The organism is Geodermatophilaceae bacterium NBWT11, assembly GCA_014218215.1.
In the GTDB taxonomy this organism is placed as follows: domain Bacteria; phylum Actinomycetota; class Actinomycetes; order Mycobacteriales; family Geodermatophilaceae; genus Klenkia.
Genome location: CP043652.1, coordinates 1,097,689 through 1,112,751, shown reverse-complemented (window position 1 = coordinate 1,112,751; position 15,063 = coordinate 1,097,689). Strand labels below are relative to the sequence as shown.

Below are 15,063 nucleotides of genomic sequence, written 5' to 3'. Positions count from 1 at the left end.
GGGGTGCTCCCGCGCGCCGAGGTTGCGTGGCGATCAGGTGGTGGAGACGATGCGTCGAGGAAGATCGACACGGAACCGTGCCGGAGAACCGACCTCAGGAGAGACCTCGCGATGACGACCAGTGGACCCGACCAGACACCGGGCGGTCCCGGCCAGCAGGGTCCGCCCTCCTACGGGGCGCCGCAGGGTCAGCCCCAGCAGGGCTGGGGTCAGCCGTCCTCGAACGGACCGCAGCAGGGTGGTTGGGGTCAGCCCGGCCAGCAGCCGAGCCCGTCCTACGGCCCGCAGGGTCAGCAGAGCGGTCACGGCCAGCCCGCGCAGCAGGGCCAGTACGGCGCCCCCTCGGGCCAGCAGCCCTACGGCCAGCAGTCCGGGCCGCAGCAGTACGGACAGCAGCAGTACGGACAGCAGCAGTACGGCCAGCCGCAGTACGGGCAGGGCCCCTACGGGCAGCAGGGCCCCGGCAGCGGCTCCGGGGTCGGGTTCGACCCCAAGAAGCTGAAGCTCGCCGACTACGTCGTCGGTGGCAGCGTCGTGCTCTACCTGCTGTTCATGGTCTTCCCGTGGTTCAGCGAGGACTTCGGCTTCGGCGCCTCCTTCAGCGTCAACGGCTTCGACTCGGGCCTGCTGACCTTCGCCTTCGTCCTGCTGCTGGTCGCCGCGGTCTGGGCCCTGCTGCCGGCGTTCGTGGACCTGAAGACCCCGTTCCCGCGCGGCTTCGTCACGGTCGGGCTCACCGGCCTGGTGTTCCTGATGACGCTCATCGAGTGGATCAGCACCTTCGACGCCGGGTTCAGCATCTTCGCCCTGCTGACCTTCCTGGTCTCCGCGGTCGCCCTGGCCTTCGCCGTCCTGGGCCTGCTGCCGGAGCTGAAGAACAAGCCCTCGCTGCCCGGTGGCGTCGGCCAGGCCGCGCAGTGGGCCAACCAGCCGGCCCCGCAGTTCGGTCAGCACGGCCACTCGGGTCCCCAGCAGGACCAGTACGGCCAGCAGGGTCAGTACGGCCAGCAGTCCCCGTCCGGCTACGGCCAGTCCGGGTCCTCCTACGGCCAGCAGTCCTCGGGCCAGCAGTCGCCGGGCCAGCCCTCCTACGGTCAGCAGTCCTACGGCCAGTCCGACCAGGGTGGGTACGGCCAGCAGTCCGCCCCGCAGGGCTACGGCTCGCAGGGCCAGCAGGGCCCGCAGTCGCCGTCCGGTCAGTCCCAGGGCGGCTACGGCCAGCCCGGCGGGTACGGCCAGCAGTCCTACGGCCAGTCCGCGTCCGGCCAGCCGTCCACCGGCTCGTCCGTCTCGGACGGCCAGGGCTCGACCCCCAGCTGGAGCCAGCCGCGCCCCGGTGGTCAGCCGCCGGCCCCGCCGACCTACGCGGCGCCGTCCACCCCGCCCCCGCCGCCGGCCACCGGGGACGCCGACCGCGACGGGTCCGACCCCGACCGGCCGCGTCCCTCCGGCGACGCCTGAGCCACACCGCCGCACTGCCACGAGACCCGCCCCGGCACAGCCGGGGCGGGTCTCGTGCGTGTGAGGGCCGCGACCCCGGCGCGTGCAGCGCCACGGTCGGTCCGGGCCTTGGGACAGTGGACCCGTGACCTCCCTGCTGCAGCGGCTGCCCGGCCGGTCCCCGCGGGATCCCGGACGACGCGACGCACCGCCGCTGCACCCGACCCTCCTGGCCGGGCTCGGTGCACTCGCGGTGACCACGGTCGGACTGCTGGGTCTGGGGCTGGCCCTGGTGGTGGTGTCCGCGCTGGACCCCACCGGCGGCCTGCCCGTCGCGGGCAACGCCCGGCTGTCCGGGCAGCTGTGGCTGCTGGCCTCCGGGGCGCGCCTGCAGCTGACCTCGGGCCCGATCGCGCTGGCCCCCCTGCTGCTCAGCCTGGGCATCGCCTGGGGCCTGGCGCGGGCGGCCCGCTGGGTGGTGGCCCGCGCCGACGTGCAGGCCGTCCGGCCGTTGGCCGAGGTGGCCGCGGTGCTGGTCGTCGTGCACGTGCTCGTCACCCTCGCCCTCGCCGCTGCCGTCGACTCACCCGCGGCGCAGGTCGGCCTGCTGCGCGCCGGGCTCGGGGCCCTGCTGCTGGCCCTGGTCGCCGTCGGCTGGGGCGTGCTGCGCGAGTCCGGGCTGGCCGGCGAGCTCGCCGACCGGCTCCCCGGGCCGGGGCGCGCGGTCACGCGTGCCGTCCTGGCCGGGGTGCTCGCGCTGCTGGCCCTCTGCCTGGCCGTCGTGGCCGTGGCCCTGGCCAGCGACGCCGCCGGGGCCGCCGCGCTCACCTCCGGCCTGGGCGGCGCGGGGGCGGGCGCCGTCGGGCTGGTCGGGCTCTGCGTGCTGCTGCTGCCCAACGCCGCCGCCGCGGTCGTCGGGCTGGCCGCCGGGCCGGGCTTCGTCGTCGGCGCCGGCACCCTCGTCTCCACCTCAGGGGTCACCCTCGGTGCGGTCCCGGCCCTCCCGCTGCTGGCCGCGCTGCCCGACACCCAGGCGGTGCCGTTCCTGGCGTTCGTGTCCCAGGCCCTGCCGGCGCTCGCCGGCCTCGTCACCGGGGTCGCCCTGGCGCGCCGGCTCACCGCGGTCGACGGGGGAGCGGTCACCGCCGCCCTGTGGGGCGTCGTCGCCGGCGTCGGGGTCGGGGTGCTCGCCGGATTCGTCGTCGCTCTGGCGTCCGGGTCGCTCGGGGACGCCGGACTGGCCACCGTCGGCGCACCGCCGCTGGCCACCGGGCTCTCCGTCGCCGCCCAGGCCGGGCTCGCCGCCGGGCTGTCCGCGGCCGTCGTCCGGTGGCGCCGGCGCTGAACCGGAGCCTCGCCGGCCCCCGGTAAGGTCCCCGCACGTGTCGGTGGAGCGTGCGACCCCCCAGCGGGTCGTCGTCCTCCTCTCCGGCGCGGGCACGCTGGCCGCAGCACTGCTGGCCGCCGGGCGTCCGTCCTTCGACGTCGTCGCCGTCGGGGCCGACCGGGACGCCGCCGGCCTGACCGCCGCCCGCGAGCAGGGGCTGCCGACCTTCGTCGTCCCGCTGTCGGCACACCCCGACCGGGCCGCCTGGGACACCGCCCTGGCCGCGGGCCTGGCCGCGCACGACCCCGACTGGGTGGTCTGCGCCGGCTTCATGAAGCTGCTCGGCCCGGCCGTGCTCGGGGCGTTCGCGGGCCGGGTGGTCAACACCCACCCCGCGCTCCTGCCGGCCTTCCCCGGCGCGCACGCCGTCCGGGACGCCCTCGCCGCCGGCGTGACCTCCACCGGGGCGACCGTGCACCTGGTGGACGCCGGATTGGACACCGGTCCGGTGCTCGCCCAGGTCGGCGTCCCGGTGCTGCCCGGGGACGACGAGACCGCGCTGCACGAGCGGATCAAGACCGTCGAGCGCGAGCTGCTCGTCACCACGCTGGACACCCTCTGCACCACCCGACCCCTGGAGACACCGCGATGAGCGCCCCCGTGAGCGACCGCACCCCCGTCCGACGGGCCCTGCTCGGCGTCTACGACAAGAGCGGCGTCGAGGAGCTGGCCCGCGGGCTGGCCGATGCCGGTGTCGAGCTCGTCAGCACCGGCGCCACCGCGAAGCGGATCGCCGCCGCCGGCATCCCCGTCACCCCGGTCGAGGAGGTCACCGGCTTCCCGGAGTGCCTGGACGGCCGGGTCAAGACCCTGCACCCCGCCGTGCACGCCGGCATGCTGGCCGACCGCCGCAAGCCCGACCACGTCCGCCAGCTCGACGAGCTCGGCATCGCCGCCTTCGACCTCGTCGTGGTCAACCTCTATCCGTTCAGCGAGACCGTGGCCTCGGGTGCGACCCCCGACGAGTGCGTCGAGCAGATCGACATCGGCGGCCCGGCGATGGTCCGCGCCGCCGCCAAGAACCACCCCTCGGTGGCCGTCGTCGTCGACCCCGCCCGCTACACCGAGGTGCTCGACGCCGTCCGTGCCGGGGGCTTCGACCTGCCCACCCGGCAGCGGCTCGCGGTCGCCGCGTTCCGGCACACCGCCGCCTACGACACCGCTGTCGCCTCCTGGATGGGCGCGACGCTGGCTCCCGACGACGAGACCGGCTTCCCGACCTGGCTCGGAGGCAGCTGGGACCGGGCCGACGTGCTGCGCTACGGGGAGAACCCGCACCAGCAGGCCGCGCTCTACCGGCACGACCGCGCCCCGGGCCTGGCGCACGCCGAGCAGCTGCACGGCAAGCCGATGAGCTACAACAACTACGTCGACACCGACGCAGCCCGCCGGGCCGCCGCCGACCACGACGGGCCCTGCGTGGCGATCATCAAGCACGCCAACCCGTGCGGCATCGCCGTGGGCACCGACCTCGCGCAGGCCCACCGCAAGGCGCACGCCTGCGACCCGGTCTCGGCCTTCGGCGGGGTCATCGCGGCCAACCGCGAGGTCGACCTTGCCACCGCCGAGCAGATCGCCGAGGTCTTCACCGAGGTCGTCGTCGCGCCGTCCTTCACCGCCGACGCCCTCGAGGTGCTGACCCGCAAGAAGAACATCCGGCTGCTCCGGCTGGCCCCCGGCGCGGCCGAGCCGGTCGAGATGCGGCCGATCAGCGGTGGCCTCCTGCTGCAGACCGTGGACGCGATCGACGCCCCCGGCGACGACCCGACCAGCTGGACCCTGGCCACCGGCTCACCCGTGGACGCCGCCACCCTCACCGACCTCGTCTTCGCCTGGCGCTCGGTGCGGGCGGTGCGCTCCAACGCGATCCTGCTCGCCGCCGACGGTGCCACCGTCGGCGTCGGCATGGGCCAGGTCAACCGGGTGGACGCCGCCCGCCTCGCCGTCACCCGGGCCGGGGAGCGGGCCGCGGGCTCGGTCGCCGCGTCGGATGCGTTCTTCCCCTTCGCCGACGGCCTGCAGGTGCTGCTGGACGCCGGGGTCACCGCCGTCGTCCAGCCCGGTGGGTCGGTGCGCGACGACGAGGTCACTGCCGCCGCCGCCGAGGCCGGCATCGCGCTCTACCTCACCGGCACCCGGCACTTCGCCCACTAGCGCTAGGCGAGCTTCTTGCCGGTGAGGGCGGCCTTGAGGGCGCCGAGCAGGCCGAGGCCGGCGACGGCGAGGGCGGCGTAGAAGCCGGCTCCGAAGGCCGCCAGGTCCCAGCCCGCCTCGGCCAGCGGCACCAGCACGGCCGCGACGACGGCGAGGGCCACCAGCAGCGCGAGCACCCCGAGGAAGCGGTGCGCCTTCGCCGGGATCAGCAACAGCAGGCCCAGGACGAAGAGCACGCCGCCCCCGAACAGCACGCCCAGGGGCTGCCAGAGACCGTTCGAGAACACCTGGGTCCAGTCCTGGCCGAAGGTGTCCAGGCCGTCGCGGAGCAGGTCCAGCCCGGTCGGACCGTCCGGCGTCCAGGGCAGCAGCAGGCTCACCCCGGCCGCGATGCCCGACAGCAGCAGCAGGAACGCCGCGACGGAGTCCGGGCGGCGGACGGCGACCGGGTTCGTGGACCACTCGGGGCGGGTCTCGTCCGGGTGGTCCCGCGGGTCGGGCTCGGGGTGCCAGGTGGTGCGGCCGGAGGTGGTCCCGCCGTCGTCGGCGAAGGGGCTGCGCGTCGTCCCGGGCAGGGTCTCGTCCCGCGGCTGCTGGGGGAGCGGGTGCACCGCCGTCGTCTGGTCGCTGACCGGGTCGCCCGGGGCGCGGGTCGCCGGGTCGGCGGCCGGCTCGACCGGACGGGTGGGGTCGGCGGCGCTGCTGGTCGCACCGGTGGTGTCGCGGCGTTCGGGCTCGGTCATCGGTTCTCCTCGGCGCTCGGTGACGGGGGAGCGCCACACCTGCGGCGCTGACCCTAAGGGCGCAGGGGTGGGTGCGGCAGACTGGAGCGGTGAGCGCATCCCGACTCGACGGCAAGGCCACCGCGGCGGCCATCCGCACCGAGCTGACCGAGCGGGTGGCCACGCTGGCCGCCGCCGGACGCCGGCCCGGTCTGGGCACGCTGCTCGTCGGCGACGACCCGGGCAGCCGCTGGTACGTGAACGCCAAGCACTCCGACTGCGCGCAGGTCGGCATCGCCAGCATCCAGCGCGAGCTGCCCGCCGACGCCTCCCAGGCCGACGTCCTCGCCGTGGTCGCCGAGCTCAATGCCGACCCCGCCTGCACCGGCTACATCGTCCAGCTGCCGCTGCCGCCCCAGGTCTCCGAGGCCGCCGTGCTGGAGGCGATGGACCCGGCCAAGGACGCCGACGGGCTGCACCCCACCAACCTGGGCCGGTTGGTCCTCGGCGTCCCCGGGCCGCTGCCGTGCACTCCGCTGGGCATCGTGGAGATCCTCCGCCGGCACGGCGTCGAGCTCGCCGGCGCCGAGGTCACCGTGGTCGGCCGCGGGGTCACCGTCGGCCGCCCGCTGGGCCTCCTGCTCACCCGGCGCAGTGAGAACGCCACCGTGACGCTGTGCCACACCGGCACCCGCGACCTGGCCGCGCACACCCGCACCGCCGATGTCGTCGTCGCCGCGGCCGGGGTGCCCGGGCTGCTCACCGCCGACATGGTCAAGCCCGGTGCGGCCGTGCTCGACGTCGGCGTGAGCCGGGTCGACGGGAAGATCGCCGGGGACGTCGCCGCCGACGTGTGGGACGTCGCCGGCTGGGTCGCCCCCAACCCCGGTGGGGTCGGGCCGATGACCCGGGCGATGCTGCTGTCCAACGTGGTCACCCTCGCCGAGCAGGCCGACGACACCGTCGTGGCCTGACCGGTGGCCGGCGCACCGCTCCACACCCGCCGGCCCGTGCTGGCCGGGGTGCTCCGTCAGCTGCCGATGACCGTCGTGCTGCTGGTGGTGATCGCCGGTCTGCTCGCGGTGACCGCGGGCAACTGGCGCGCGGGGCTCGTGCTCATGGGGGTCGGGCTGCTCACCGCGGGGGTGGCGCGGATGGTGCTCCCGGTCCGCCGGGTCGGGTTCCTCGCCGTCCGCAGCCAGACCACCGACGTCGTCCTCACCCTGGGTGCCGGGCTCGTGCTGGTCGCGACCGCGCTGGCGATCCCGTCGGTGTGAGCGCACCCGCGCGGGCGCTGGGGCTCCGGCGCCGCTAGGTTGGCGGCCATGGCAGCGCAGCCCCGTTCTGGCAAGGTCACAGTCGTGGGTGCCGGGTTCTACGGCTCCACCACCGCCCTGCGTCTGGCGGAGTACGACGTCTTCGAGACCGTCGTCCTCACCGACATCGTCGAGGGCAAGCCCGAGGGCATCGCCCTCGACATGAACCAGTCCCGCGCGATCGAGGGCTTCGAGACCCGGGTCGTCGGTGTCGGCGGCGGGTCCTACGAGGGCACCGAGGGTTCCGACGTCGTCGTGATCACCGCCGGGCTGCCCCGCAAGCCCGGGATGAGCCGGATGGACCTCATCGAGACCAACGCCGGGATCGTGCGCCAGGTCGCGGAGAACGTGGCCCGGACCTCACCGGACGCCGTCGTCGTCGTGGTGAGCAACCCGCTGGACGAGATGACCGCGCTGGCGCAGCTGGCCACCGGGTTCGACACCGCCAAGGTGATGGGCCAGGCCGGCATGCTGGACACCGCGCGCTTCACCAACAACGTCGCCGTGGAGCTGGGCGTACCGGTCTCCTCGGTGCGCACCCTGACCCTGGGCAGCCACGGCGACACGATGGTGCCGGTGCCCAGCCGCTGCACCGTCGACGGGAAGCCGCTGGCCGACGTGCTGGCCGCCGACCGGATCGCCCACCTCGTCGACCGCACCCGCAACGGCGGGGCCGAGGTGGTGGCGCTGCTCAAGACCGGGTCGGCCTACTACGCACCCTCCGCCGCGGCGGCCCGGATGGCCCGCGCCGTCATCGAGGACTCCGGCGCGGTCATGCCGGTCTGCGCGTGGGTCGACGGCCAGTACGGGATCTCCGGGGTCTACCTGGGGGTCGAGGCCGAGATCGGGCGCGGCGGGGTGCGGCGGGTCGTCGAGGGCGACCTGAGCGACGACGAGCTGGCCGGGCTGCGCGAGGCAGCCGAGGCCGTACGAGCCAAGCAGGCGGACGTGGCCGACCTCTGAGTCGGCCTCCTACAGAGAGGACTCACCCACACGTGAGCAAGATCAAGGTGCAGGGCAAGGTCGTCGAGCTCGACGGCGACGAGATGACCCGGATCATCTGGCAGTTCATCAAGGACGAGCTGATCCTCAAGTACCTCGACGTCGACCTCGAGTACTACGACCTCGGCATGGAGAACCGCGACGCCACCGACGACCAGGTGACGATCGACGCGGCCAACGCCATCAAGCAGCACGGCGTCGGCGTCAAGTGCGCCACCATCACCCCGGACGAGGCGCGGGTCGAGGAGTTCGGCCTCAAGCAGATGTGGCGCTCCCCGAACGGGACCATCCGCAACATCCTCGGCGGCGTGATCTTCCGCGAGCCGATCATCATGCAGAACGTGCCGCGCCTGGTGCCGGGCTGGACCAAGCCGATCATCGTCGGCCGCCACGCCTACGGCGACCAGTACCGCGCCACCGACTTCAAGTTCCCCTCCGCGGGCACCCTGAAGGTCGTCTTCACCCCCGACGACGGTGGCGAGACCATCGAGCGCGAGGTCTTCCAGGCCCCGTCGGCCGGCATCTCGCTGTCGATGTACAACCTCGACGACTCCATCCGGGACTTCGCCCGGGCCTCGCTGAACTACGGCCTGGCCCGCAACTACCCGGTGTACCTGTCGACCAAGAACACGATCCTCAAGGTCTACGACGGGCGCTTCAAGGACATCTTCCAGGAGGTCTTCGACGCCGAGTTCAAGGAGGAGTTCGAGGCTGCCGGGATCACCTACGAGCACCGCCTGATCGACGACATGGTCGCGGCCAACCTCAAGTGGGAGGGCGGCTACGTCTGGGCGTGCAAGAACTACGACGGTGACGTGCAGTCCGACACCGTGGCGCAGGGCTTCGGCTCGCTGGGCCTGATGACCTCGGTGCTGGCCACCCCGGACGGCCAGACCGTCGAGGCCGAGGCCGCGCACGGCACGGTCACCCGGCACTACCGCCAGCACCAGGCCGGCAAGGAGACCTCGACGAACCCGATCGCGTCGATCTTCGCCTGGACCCGGGGCCTGGCGCACCGCGGCAAGCTCGACGACACCCCCGAGGTGACCGAGTTCGCCGAGACCCTCGAGCGCGTCTGCATCGAGACCGTCGAGGGTGGCCAGATGACCAAGGACCTCGCCCTGCTCATCGGCAAGGACGCCCCCTGGCTCACCACCCAGGACTTCCTGGCGGCCATCGACACCAACCTGCAGAAGGCCATGGCTGCCTGACCCAGGCCCGTCCCGACGGCCCCCTCGACCCCCGCGGTCGAGGGGGCCGTCGCGCGTCCGGGCCCGGTTCGGGGAACGGGGGCCCCTGAGCGCGTTCGGGGCGCCTCGTTCCTCGAAGTCGGGGCCTGTGGACGACGCCAGCGGGGGAGGGAGTCCCCGCGGCAGGCTGCTCCCGTGCCTGCACCCGCTCGTCCGGCCGCCCTCGTCGGGCGTGTCTTCCGCACCCAGGACGTGCTGGCCGACGGTCTGCTCACCCGGGACCAGCTGCGGAGCCGGGCCTGGCGGCCGCTGTTCCGTCAGGTGCACGCCGACGCCGACCTGTCCGACGACCACGGGCTCCGGTTGGCCGGGGCGACCCTGCTGATGCCGCCCCAGGCCGTGTTCTGCGGGCGGAGCGCCGCGTGGCTGCACGGGGCGACCGAGGCCGTCGATGCCGGGATGCCGGTGCACGTGGCCGTGCCGCCGGGTGTCCGGTTCGGCCCGGTCTCCGGCATGCGGGTGCACCAGGCCTGGGTCCCGTCCGACGAGGCGTCGGTGGTCCTCCGACGGCGCTGCACCGACGCCGTGCGCACGGCCCTGGACCTGGGCCGCTGGGAACCGCTGGCCGAGGCGGTGGCGCTGGTGGACGTGCTCCTCGCCCGCGGCGCCCTGTCGCCGGTCGCCCTGGCCCTCGGGGTAACGACGCTGACGGGCGGACGGGGCGACCGCCGGGCCGAGCGCGCAGCCGGCCTCACCGATCGGCGGGCCGAGTCGCTGCCGGAGTCCCGCGTGCGTGTCTGGCTGGCGTGCGCGGGGTTGGTCGCCGTCCCCCAGTTCGAGGTCAGGGACGACGGCGGGCGCTTCCTGGCCCGGGTCGACCTCGCCTTCCCCGAGCTGAGGATCGCCGTGGAGTACGACGGGGCCTGGCACGGGCAGCCCGGTCAGCTGGGCCGGGACCGCCGCCGGCTCAACGCCTTGGTGGCGGCAGGGTGGACGGTGCTGCACCTCACCGCCGCCGACCTGCACCACCCGGACGAGGTGGTTGCCCGGGTGCGTGCGCTGATGGCGGCCCGGATCAGGGAACGAGGGCTCTGAGCGAGTCCCGAGACCCCCTCTTCCCCGTACACGGGCCGGGTGGGCAGGAACGTCCCGCCCCGCTGCGCCGTTGCCGGGTGGACCGTCCGACGTGGACACGGGACCCTGGGGACTCCCCACCCGCACCCGAACAACCCCAAGAGGAGCACGCCGCGGTGAGCGACGTCTGGCTCAACATCGTCATGGTCGTGGTCTTCGTGCTGATCGGCGGAGCGTTCGCCGGTGCCGAGATCGCCCTGGTCTCGCTGCGGGAGTCGCAGGTCCGTGCGCTCGCCGAGAAGGGCAAGCGCGGGCAGTCCCTGAGCACCCTGCTGGCCACCCCGAACCGGTTCCTCGCCGCCGTCCAGGTCGGGGTGACCCTCGCCGGGTTCTTCTCCGCGGCGTTCGGTGCCAGCACGCTGTCCGCCCCGCTGGGCGAGTGGCTGATCGGCCTGGGGCTGAGCGAGGGTCTGGCGAACCCGCTGAGCTTCGTTCTGGTCACCATCGCGATCAGCTACCTGTCGCTGGTGGTCGGGGAGCTGACCCCCAAGCGGTTGGCGCTGCAGCGCGCCGAGGGCTTCTCGCTGATCGTGGCCGCGCCGCTCAACCGGATCGCGACGGTCTTCCGGCCGATCATCTGGCTGCTCTCGAAGTCCACCGACGTCCTGGTCCGGCTGCTGGGCGGTGACCCCAAGCAGAGCGGGGAGTCGATCAGCCAGGAGGAGCTGCGCGACCTGGTCGCAGCGCACGAGTCGCTGTCCAGCGACGAGCGCCGGCTGATCGACGAGGTGTTCCGCGCCGGCGACCGTGAGGTCCGCGAGGTGATGACCCCGCGCACCGAGGTCGACTTCCTGGAGGCCTCGATGACGGCGTCCCGGGCGGCCAAGCTGGTCGCGGAGTCCAGTCGCTCCCGGTACCCGGTGGTCGGCAAGAGCCAGGACGACGTCGTCGGGTTCGTACACGTGCGCGACCTGTTCCTCCCGAACCACCCGGCCGGCCGCGCGGCGACCGTCGGGGACCTGGCCCGCGAGGTCAAGCAGCTGCCCGGCACCGCCGGCGTGCTGACCGCGCTGTCGGAGATGCGCAAGGAGAGCCAGCACCTGGCGATCGTCGTCGACGAGTACGGCGGCACCGACGGCATCGTGACCCTGGAGGACCTCATCGAGGAGGTCATCGGGGAGATCTACGACGAGTACGACGACGACGCCGTCCCGGAGACCGACGAGCCCACCGACGGCCCGCACGACGTCGACGGCCTGCTCAACCTGGACGACTTCTCCGAGGCCACCGGCCTGGAGCTCCCCGAGGGGCCCTACGAGACCGTCGCCGGCTGGGTGCTCGCCGAGCTCGGCCGGATTCCCGCCGTGGGGGACGCGGTGGAGCACGAGGGGCGCGCGATCACCGTCACCGAACTCGACGGACGTCGGATCGCCCGACTGAGCGTCGCCCCTGCCCCGCCCGCCGAGATCGACGGCGACACCCTCCGCACCGGCGCCGCCGCGACCTGAGGAAGGACCCCGTCCCACCCCACGACGCGCTCCGCACGCCGCGGGCCCCTGGGACGGGGCCCGTCGTCAGGACCAGGGACGAGAAGGGCGCTTCTCGTCAGGTGAGGAGGGCCCAGGCGTCGCGGACCATCGTGGTCAGGTCGGCGTGCTGCGGGGTCCAGCCGAGGTCGGCGCGGATCCGGGCGGAGGAGGCGACCAGCTGGGCCGGGTCGCCGGCCCGGCGGTCGCCGACGACGACGGGGACCTGGTGCCCGGTGACCTCGCGGACGGCGTCGACGACCTGCTGCACGCTGAACCCGGTGCCGTTGCCCAGGTTGTAGACCCGGTGCTCGCCCGCGGCCGGGGCGGGCAGGGCCAGCAGGTGCGCGTCGGCGAGGTCGAGCACGTGCACGTAGTCGCGCACGCAGGTGCCGTCCGGCGTCGGGTAGTCGTCGCCGTAGACGGTGATCGCCTCGCGGGTGCCGGCGGCGACCTGCAGGGCGATCGGGATGAGGTGGGTCTCGGTGGCGTGCCGCTCGCCCAGGCCGTGCCCGGCCCCGGCCACGTTGAAGTAGCGCAGGCTCACCGCGGCGAAGGAGTGCGCCACCGCGTAGGAGGTCAGCATGTGGTCCACGGCCAGCTTCGAGGCGCCGTAGGTGTTGGTCGGCCGGGTGGGGGCGTCCTCGGTGATCGGCACGGACTCGGGCTCGCCGTAGGTGGCCGCGGTGGAGGAGAAGACGATGCGGCGGCAGTCGGCGGCGCGCATGGCCTCCAGCAGCGCCAGCGACCCGCCGACGTTGGTGTTCCAGTAGTCCTCGGGGGAGACCTGGCTCGCCCCGACGAGGCTCTTGGCCGCGAAGTGCAGCACCGCCTCGGGCCGGACGTCGGCCAGCACCGGGCCCGAGTCGTGCAGGGAGGCCTGCACGAACGTCGCGCCGGCCGGGACGGCGTCGGCGTGACCGGTCGACAGGTCGTCCAGCACGGTCACCTCGTGGCCCCCCTCCAGGAGGGAGGCCGTGACTACGCTGCCGATGTAGCCGGCTCCACCGGCGACCAGAACTCGCATGCGCACAGCCTCCCACCCAGCTCAGGAGGACCCTCCCGTGGTCAGCCCCCGTCCTGCCGTGTCCGCCCTGCCGGTCTACAAGCCCGGGCGCAACCCGGCCGACCTGGCCCGGGAGATCGGGGTGCCGCGCGCGGTGAAGCTGGCCAGCAACGAGGTGGCCTTCCCGCCGCTGCCCGCCGTCGTCCGGGCGATCGCCGACACCGCGGGGGAGACCAACCGCTACCCCGACAACGGGGCCGGGGTGCTGACCGCGGCGCTGGCCGCCCGGTACGACGTCGACCCGGCGCAGATCGCCACCGGGTGCGGCGCGGTGATGCTCTGCCAGCAGCTGGCCCAGGCCTACGCCGACCCGGGCACGAGCATGGCCTTCGCCTGGCGCTCGTTCGAGATGTACCCGCTGCTGGCCCAGGTCGCCGGCGCCCGCGCGGTGCAGGTGCCGCTGGTGCCCGGCGTCCAGGGCGGCCCGGCCGACACCCACGACCTGGACGCGCTGCTCGCCGCGATCGACGACACCACCCGCGTGGTCTTCGTCTGCAACCCCAACAACCCGACCGGGACGGCGGTCCGGCGGGCGGAGCTCGAGCGGTTCCTCGACGCGGTCCCGGCCAGCACGCTGGTCGTGCTGGACGAGGCCTACCGGGAGTTCGTGACCGACCCCGAGGTGCCCGACGGCATCGAGCTGATGCGCGGGCGCCCGAACGTCGCGGTGCTCCGCACGTTCTCCAAGGCATGGGGCCTGGCCGGCCTGCGGGTGGGTTACCTCGTCGCGGAGGACCCGGCCGTCGCCGAGGCCGTGCGCAAGACCCACGTGCCCTTCAGCGTCTCCATGCTCGCCCAGGCCGCCGCGGTCGCCGCGCTGGCCAGCGAGGACGAGGTGGTCTCCCGGGTCGCCGAGGTGACCGCCGAGCGCACCCGGCTGACCGACGAGCTGCGCCGCCGGGGCCACGCCGTCGCCGACAGCCAGGCCAACTTCGTGTGGCTGCCGGTGGGGGAGCAGGCCGCCGGGCTGGCCGCCGCCCTGGAGGCGCGCGCGGTCATCACCCGGCCCTTCGCCGGGGAGGGCGTGCGGGTCACCGTCGGCACTCCCGAGGAGGACGACGTCTTCCTCGCGGCGCTCGACGCGGTGACCGCCGCCACCTCCGCGGCCTGACCCGCAGGATCGATCCCGCGGGTCTGGGTCGGTGCCGCTGTGGCGCGTGGTTCGATGAGGGACGTGCCTGCCCCTCGCGTGCTGTCCGGCATCCAGCCGACGGCGGACTCCTTCCACCTCGGGAACCACCTCGGGGCGCTGCGCCAGTGGGTCAGCATGCAGGCCGACCACGAGGCCTTCTACTGCGTGGTGGACCTGCACGCGATCACCGTCGAGCAGGACCCCGCCGTGCTCCGCCGGCGCACGCTGGTGTCGGCCGCCCAGCTGATCGCGCTGGGCGTGGACCCCGAGCGCAGCGCGCTGTTCGTGCAGAGCCACGTGCCCGAGCACGCCCAGCTGGGTTGGGTGCTGCAGTGCCTCACCGGGTTCGGCGAGGCCGGCCGGATGACCCAGTTCAAGGACAAGTCGGCCCGGCAGGGCCAGTCCAGCACCAGTGTCGGGCTGTTCACCTACCCGATCCTGCAGGCCGCCGACATCCTGCTGTACCAGGCCGAGCGGGTGCCGGTCGGTGAGGACCAGCGCCAGCACCTGGAGCTCACCCGCGACCTGGCCACCCGGTTCAACAGCCGGTACGGCGACACCTTCGTCCTGCCGGAGGCGTTCATCCCCCCGGGCGCGGCCAAGGTGCTCGACCTGCAGCAGCCGGACAAGAAGATGAGCAAGAGCCTCCCGGAGGCCGGCTGCATCAACCTGCTCGACGACCTGAAGACCACCGCCAAGCGGATCCGCAGCGCGGTCACCGACACCGGCCGCGAGGTCGTGTTCGACCCGGCCGACAAGCCCGGGGTCTCCAACCTGCTGACCATCCACGCGGCGTTCTCCGGGCGCACCGTCGCCGAGCTGGAGGAGCACTTCGCCGGCCGCGGCTACGGCGACCTCAAGAAGGAGGTCGCCGAGGTGGTCGGCGACGCCCTGGCCCCGGTCCAGACCCGGACGGCGGAGCTGCTCGCCGACACCGTGGAGCTCGAGGCCGTGCTGGCCGCCGGCGCCGCCCGGGCCCGCGAGGTCGCCGCCCCGACCCTGGCCACGGTCTACGACCGGATCGGCTTCCTGCGTCCGGGGCCCACTCCGTGAG

General features: G+C 74.0%; 13 protein-coding genes and 1 pseudogene. 12 read left to right on the top strand and 2 right to left on the bottom strand.

The annotated features are described in order from the left end of the window. The first annotated feature begins 111 nt into the window (after positions 1-111). The 4 genes from F1C76_05200 to purH all read left to right on the top strand — a co-directional run bounded on the left by F1C76_05200 (position 112) and on the right by purH (position 4,981). On the top strand, positions 112-1,461 hold the full coding sequence (locus F1C76_05200) for a hypothetical protein (protein ID QNG36063.1): 1,350 nt from the start codon (positions 112-114) through the stop codon (positions 1,459-1,461). 124 nt (positions 1,462-1,585) lie between these two features. Beyond that, positions 1,586-2,785 (top strand): hypothetical protein, encoded by a 1,200-nt coding sequence (locus tag F1C76_05195; GenBank protein QNG36062.1) that lies wholly within the window; start codon positions 1,586-1,588, stop codon positions 2,783-2,785. A gap of 37 nt (positions 2,786-2,822) precedes the next feature. Next, complete coding sequence (locus tag F1C76_05190) at positions 2,823-3,419, top strand: phosphoribosylglycinamide formyltransferase (GenBank protein ID QNG36061.1); 597 nt, start codon at positions 2,823-2,825, stop codon at positions 3,417-3,419. An 8-nt stretch (positions 3,420-3,427) separates the two neighbouring features. Next, complete coding sequence (purH, locus tag F1C76_05185) at positions 3,428-4,981, top strand: bifunctional phosphoribosylaminoimidazolecarboxamide formyltransferase/IMP cyclohydrolase (GenBank protein ID QNG39026.1); 1,554 nt, start codon at positions 3,428-3,430, stop codon at positions 4,979-4,981. Between the two features lie 2 nt (positions 4,982-4,983). Here purH and F1C76_05180 read toward each other — a convergent pair. After that, positions 4,984-5,454 (bottom strand): annotated as a pseudogene (locus F1C76_05180) (hypothetical protein). Between the two features lie 359 nt (positions 5,455-5,813). Here F1C76_05180 and F1C76_05175 point away from each other — a divergent pair. The 6 genes from F1C76_05175 to F1C76_05150 all read left to right on the top strand — a co-directional run bounded on the left by F1C76_05175 (position 5,814) and on the right by F1C76_05150 (position 11,793). Then, positions 5,814-6,677 carry a bifunctional methylenetetrahydrofolate dehydrogenase/methenyltetrahydrofolate cyclohydrolase gene (locus tag F1C76_05175; GenBank protein ID QNG36060.1) on the top strand — a complete coding sequence of 288 codons (864 nt, stop codon included), beginning with the start codon at positions 5,814-5,816 and terminating at the stop codon, positions 6,675-6,677. Positions 6,678-6,680: 3 nt separating this feature from the next. Beyond that, positions 6,681-6,980, top strand: a complete 300-nt coding sequence (locus F1C76_05170; protein ID QNG36059.1) for a DUF3017 domain-containing protein — start codon at positions 6,681-6,683, stop codon at positions 6,978-6,980. Between the two features lie 48 nt (positions 6,981-7,028). Then, the gene (mdh, locus tag F1C76_05165) at positions 7,029-7,982 is read left to right on the top strand and encodes a malate dehydrogenase (GenBank protein QNG36058.1); all 954 of its coding nucleotides are present in this window, start codon (positions 7,029-7,031) and stop codon (positions 7,980-7,982) included. A 32-nt stretch (positions 7,983-8,014) separates the two neighbouring features. Then, positions 8,015-9,232 carry an NADP-dependent isocitrate dehydrogenase gene (locus F1C76_05160; protein ID QNG36057.1) on the top strand — a complete coding sequence of 406 codons (1,218 nt, stop codon included), beginning with the start codon at positions 8,015-8,017 and terminating at the stop codon, positions 9,230-9,232. A 174-nt stretch (positions 9,233-9,406) separates the two neighbouring features. After that, positions 9,407-10,306: a DUF559 domain-containing protein gene (locus F1C76_05155; GenBank protein QNG36056.1), complete on the top strand. Its 900-nt coding sequence runs from the start codon at positions 9,407-9,409 to the stop codon at positions 10,304-10,306. Between the two features lie 155 nt (positions 10,307-10,461). Further along, on the top strand, positions 10,462-11,793 hold the full coding sequence (locus F1C76_05150) for an HlyC/CorC family transporter (GenBank protein ID QNG36055.1): 1,332 nt from the start codon (positions 10,462-10,464) through the stop codon (positions 11,791-11,793). Between the two features lie 97 nt (positions 11,794-11,890). Here F1C76_05150 and galE read toward each other — a convergent pair whose 3' ends face one another. Continuing rightward, positions 11,891-12,838 (bottom strand): UDP-glucose 4-epimerase GalE, encoded by a 948-nt coding sequence (galE, locus tag F1C76_05145; protein QNG36054.1) that lies wholly within the window; start codon positions 12,836-12,838, stop codon positions 11,891-11,893. On the opposite strand from galE, the gene hisC reads away from it, so the two are divergent. Together hisC and trpS are read left to right on the top strand one after the other, a co-directional pair. Beyond that, the gene (gene hisC, locus F1C76_05140; GenBank protein ID QNG36053.1) at positions 12,837-13,988 is read left to right on the top strand and encodes a histidinol-phosphate transaminase; all 1,152 of its coding nucleotides are present in this window, start codon (positions 12,837-12,839) and stop codon (positions 13,986-13,988) included. The genes galE and hisC overlap by 2 nt on opposite strands. Positions 13,989-14,042: 54 nt before the next feature. After that, positions 14,043-15,062: a tryptophan--tRNA ligase gene (gene trpS / locus F1C76_05135; protein ID QNG36052.1), complete on the top strand. Its 1,020-nt coding sequence runs from the start codon at positions 14,043-14,045 to the stop codon at positions 15,060-15,062. Position 15,063: the final 1 nt, after the last annotated feature.

Bases quoted from the DNA above. Each gene is read 5' to 3' on its own strand.
- mdh (QNG36058.1), top strand. From the start codon at position 7,029: ATGGCAGCGCAGCCCCGTTCTGGCAAGGTCACAGTCGTGGGTGCCGGG.
- hisC (QNG36053.1), top strand. From the start codon at position 12,837: ATGCGCACAGCCTCCCACCCAGCTCAGGAGGACCCTCCCGTGGTCAGC.
- F1C76_05200 (QNG36063.1), top strand. From the start codon at position 112: ATGACGACCAGTGGACCCGACCAGACACCGGGCGGTCCCGGCCAGCAG.
- trpS (QNG36052.1), top strand. From the start codon at position 14,043: ATGAGGGACGTGCCTGCCCCTCGCGTGCTGTCCGGCATCCAGCCGACG.
- galE (QNG36054.1), bottom strand. From the start codon at position 12,838: ATGCGAGTTCTGGTCGCCGGTGGAGCCGGCTACATCGGCAGCGTAGTC.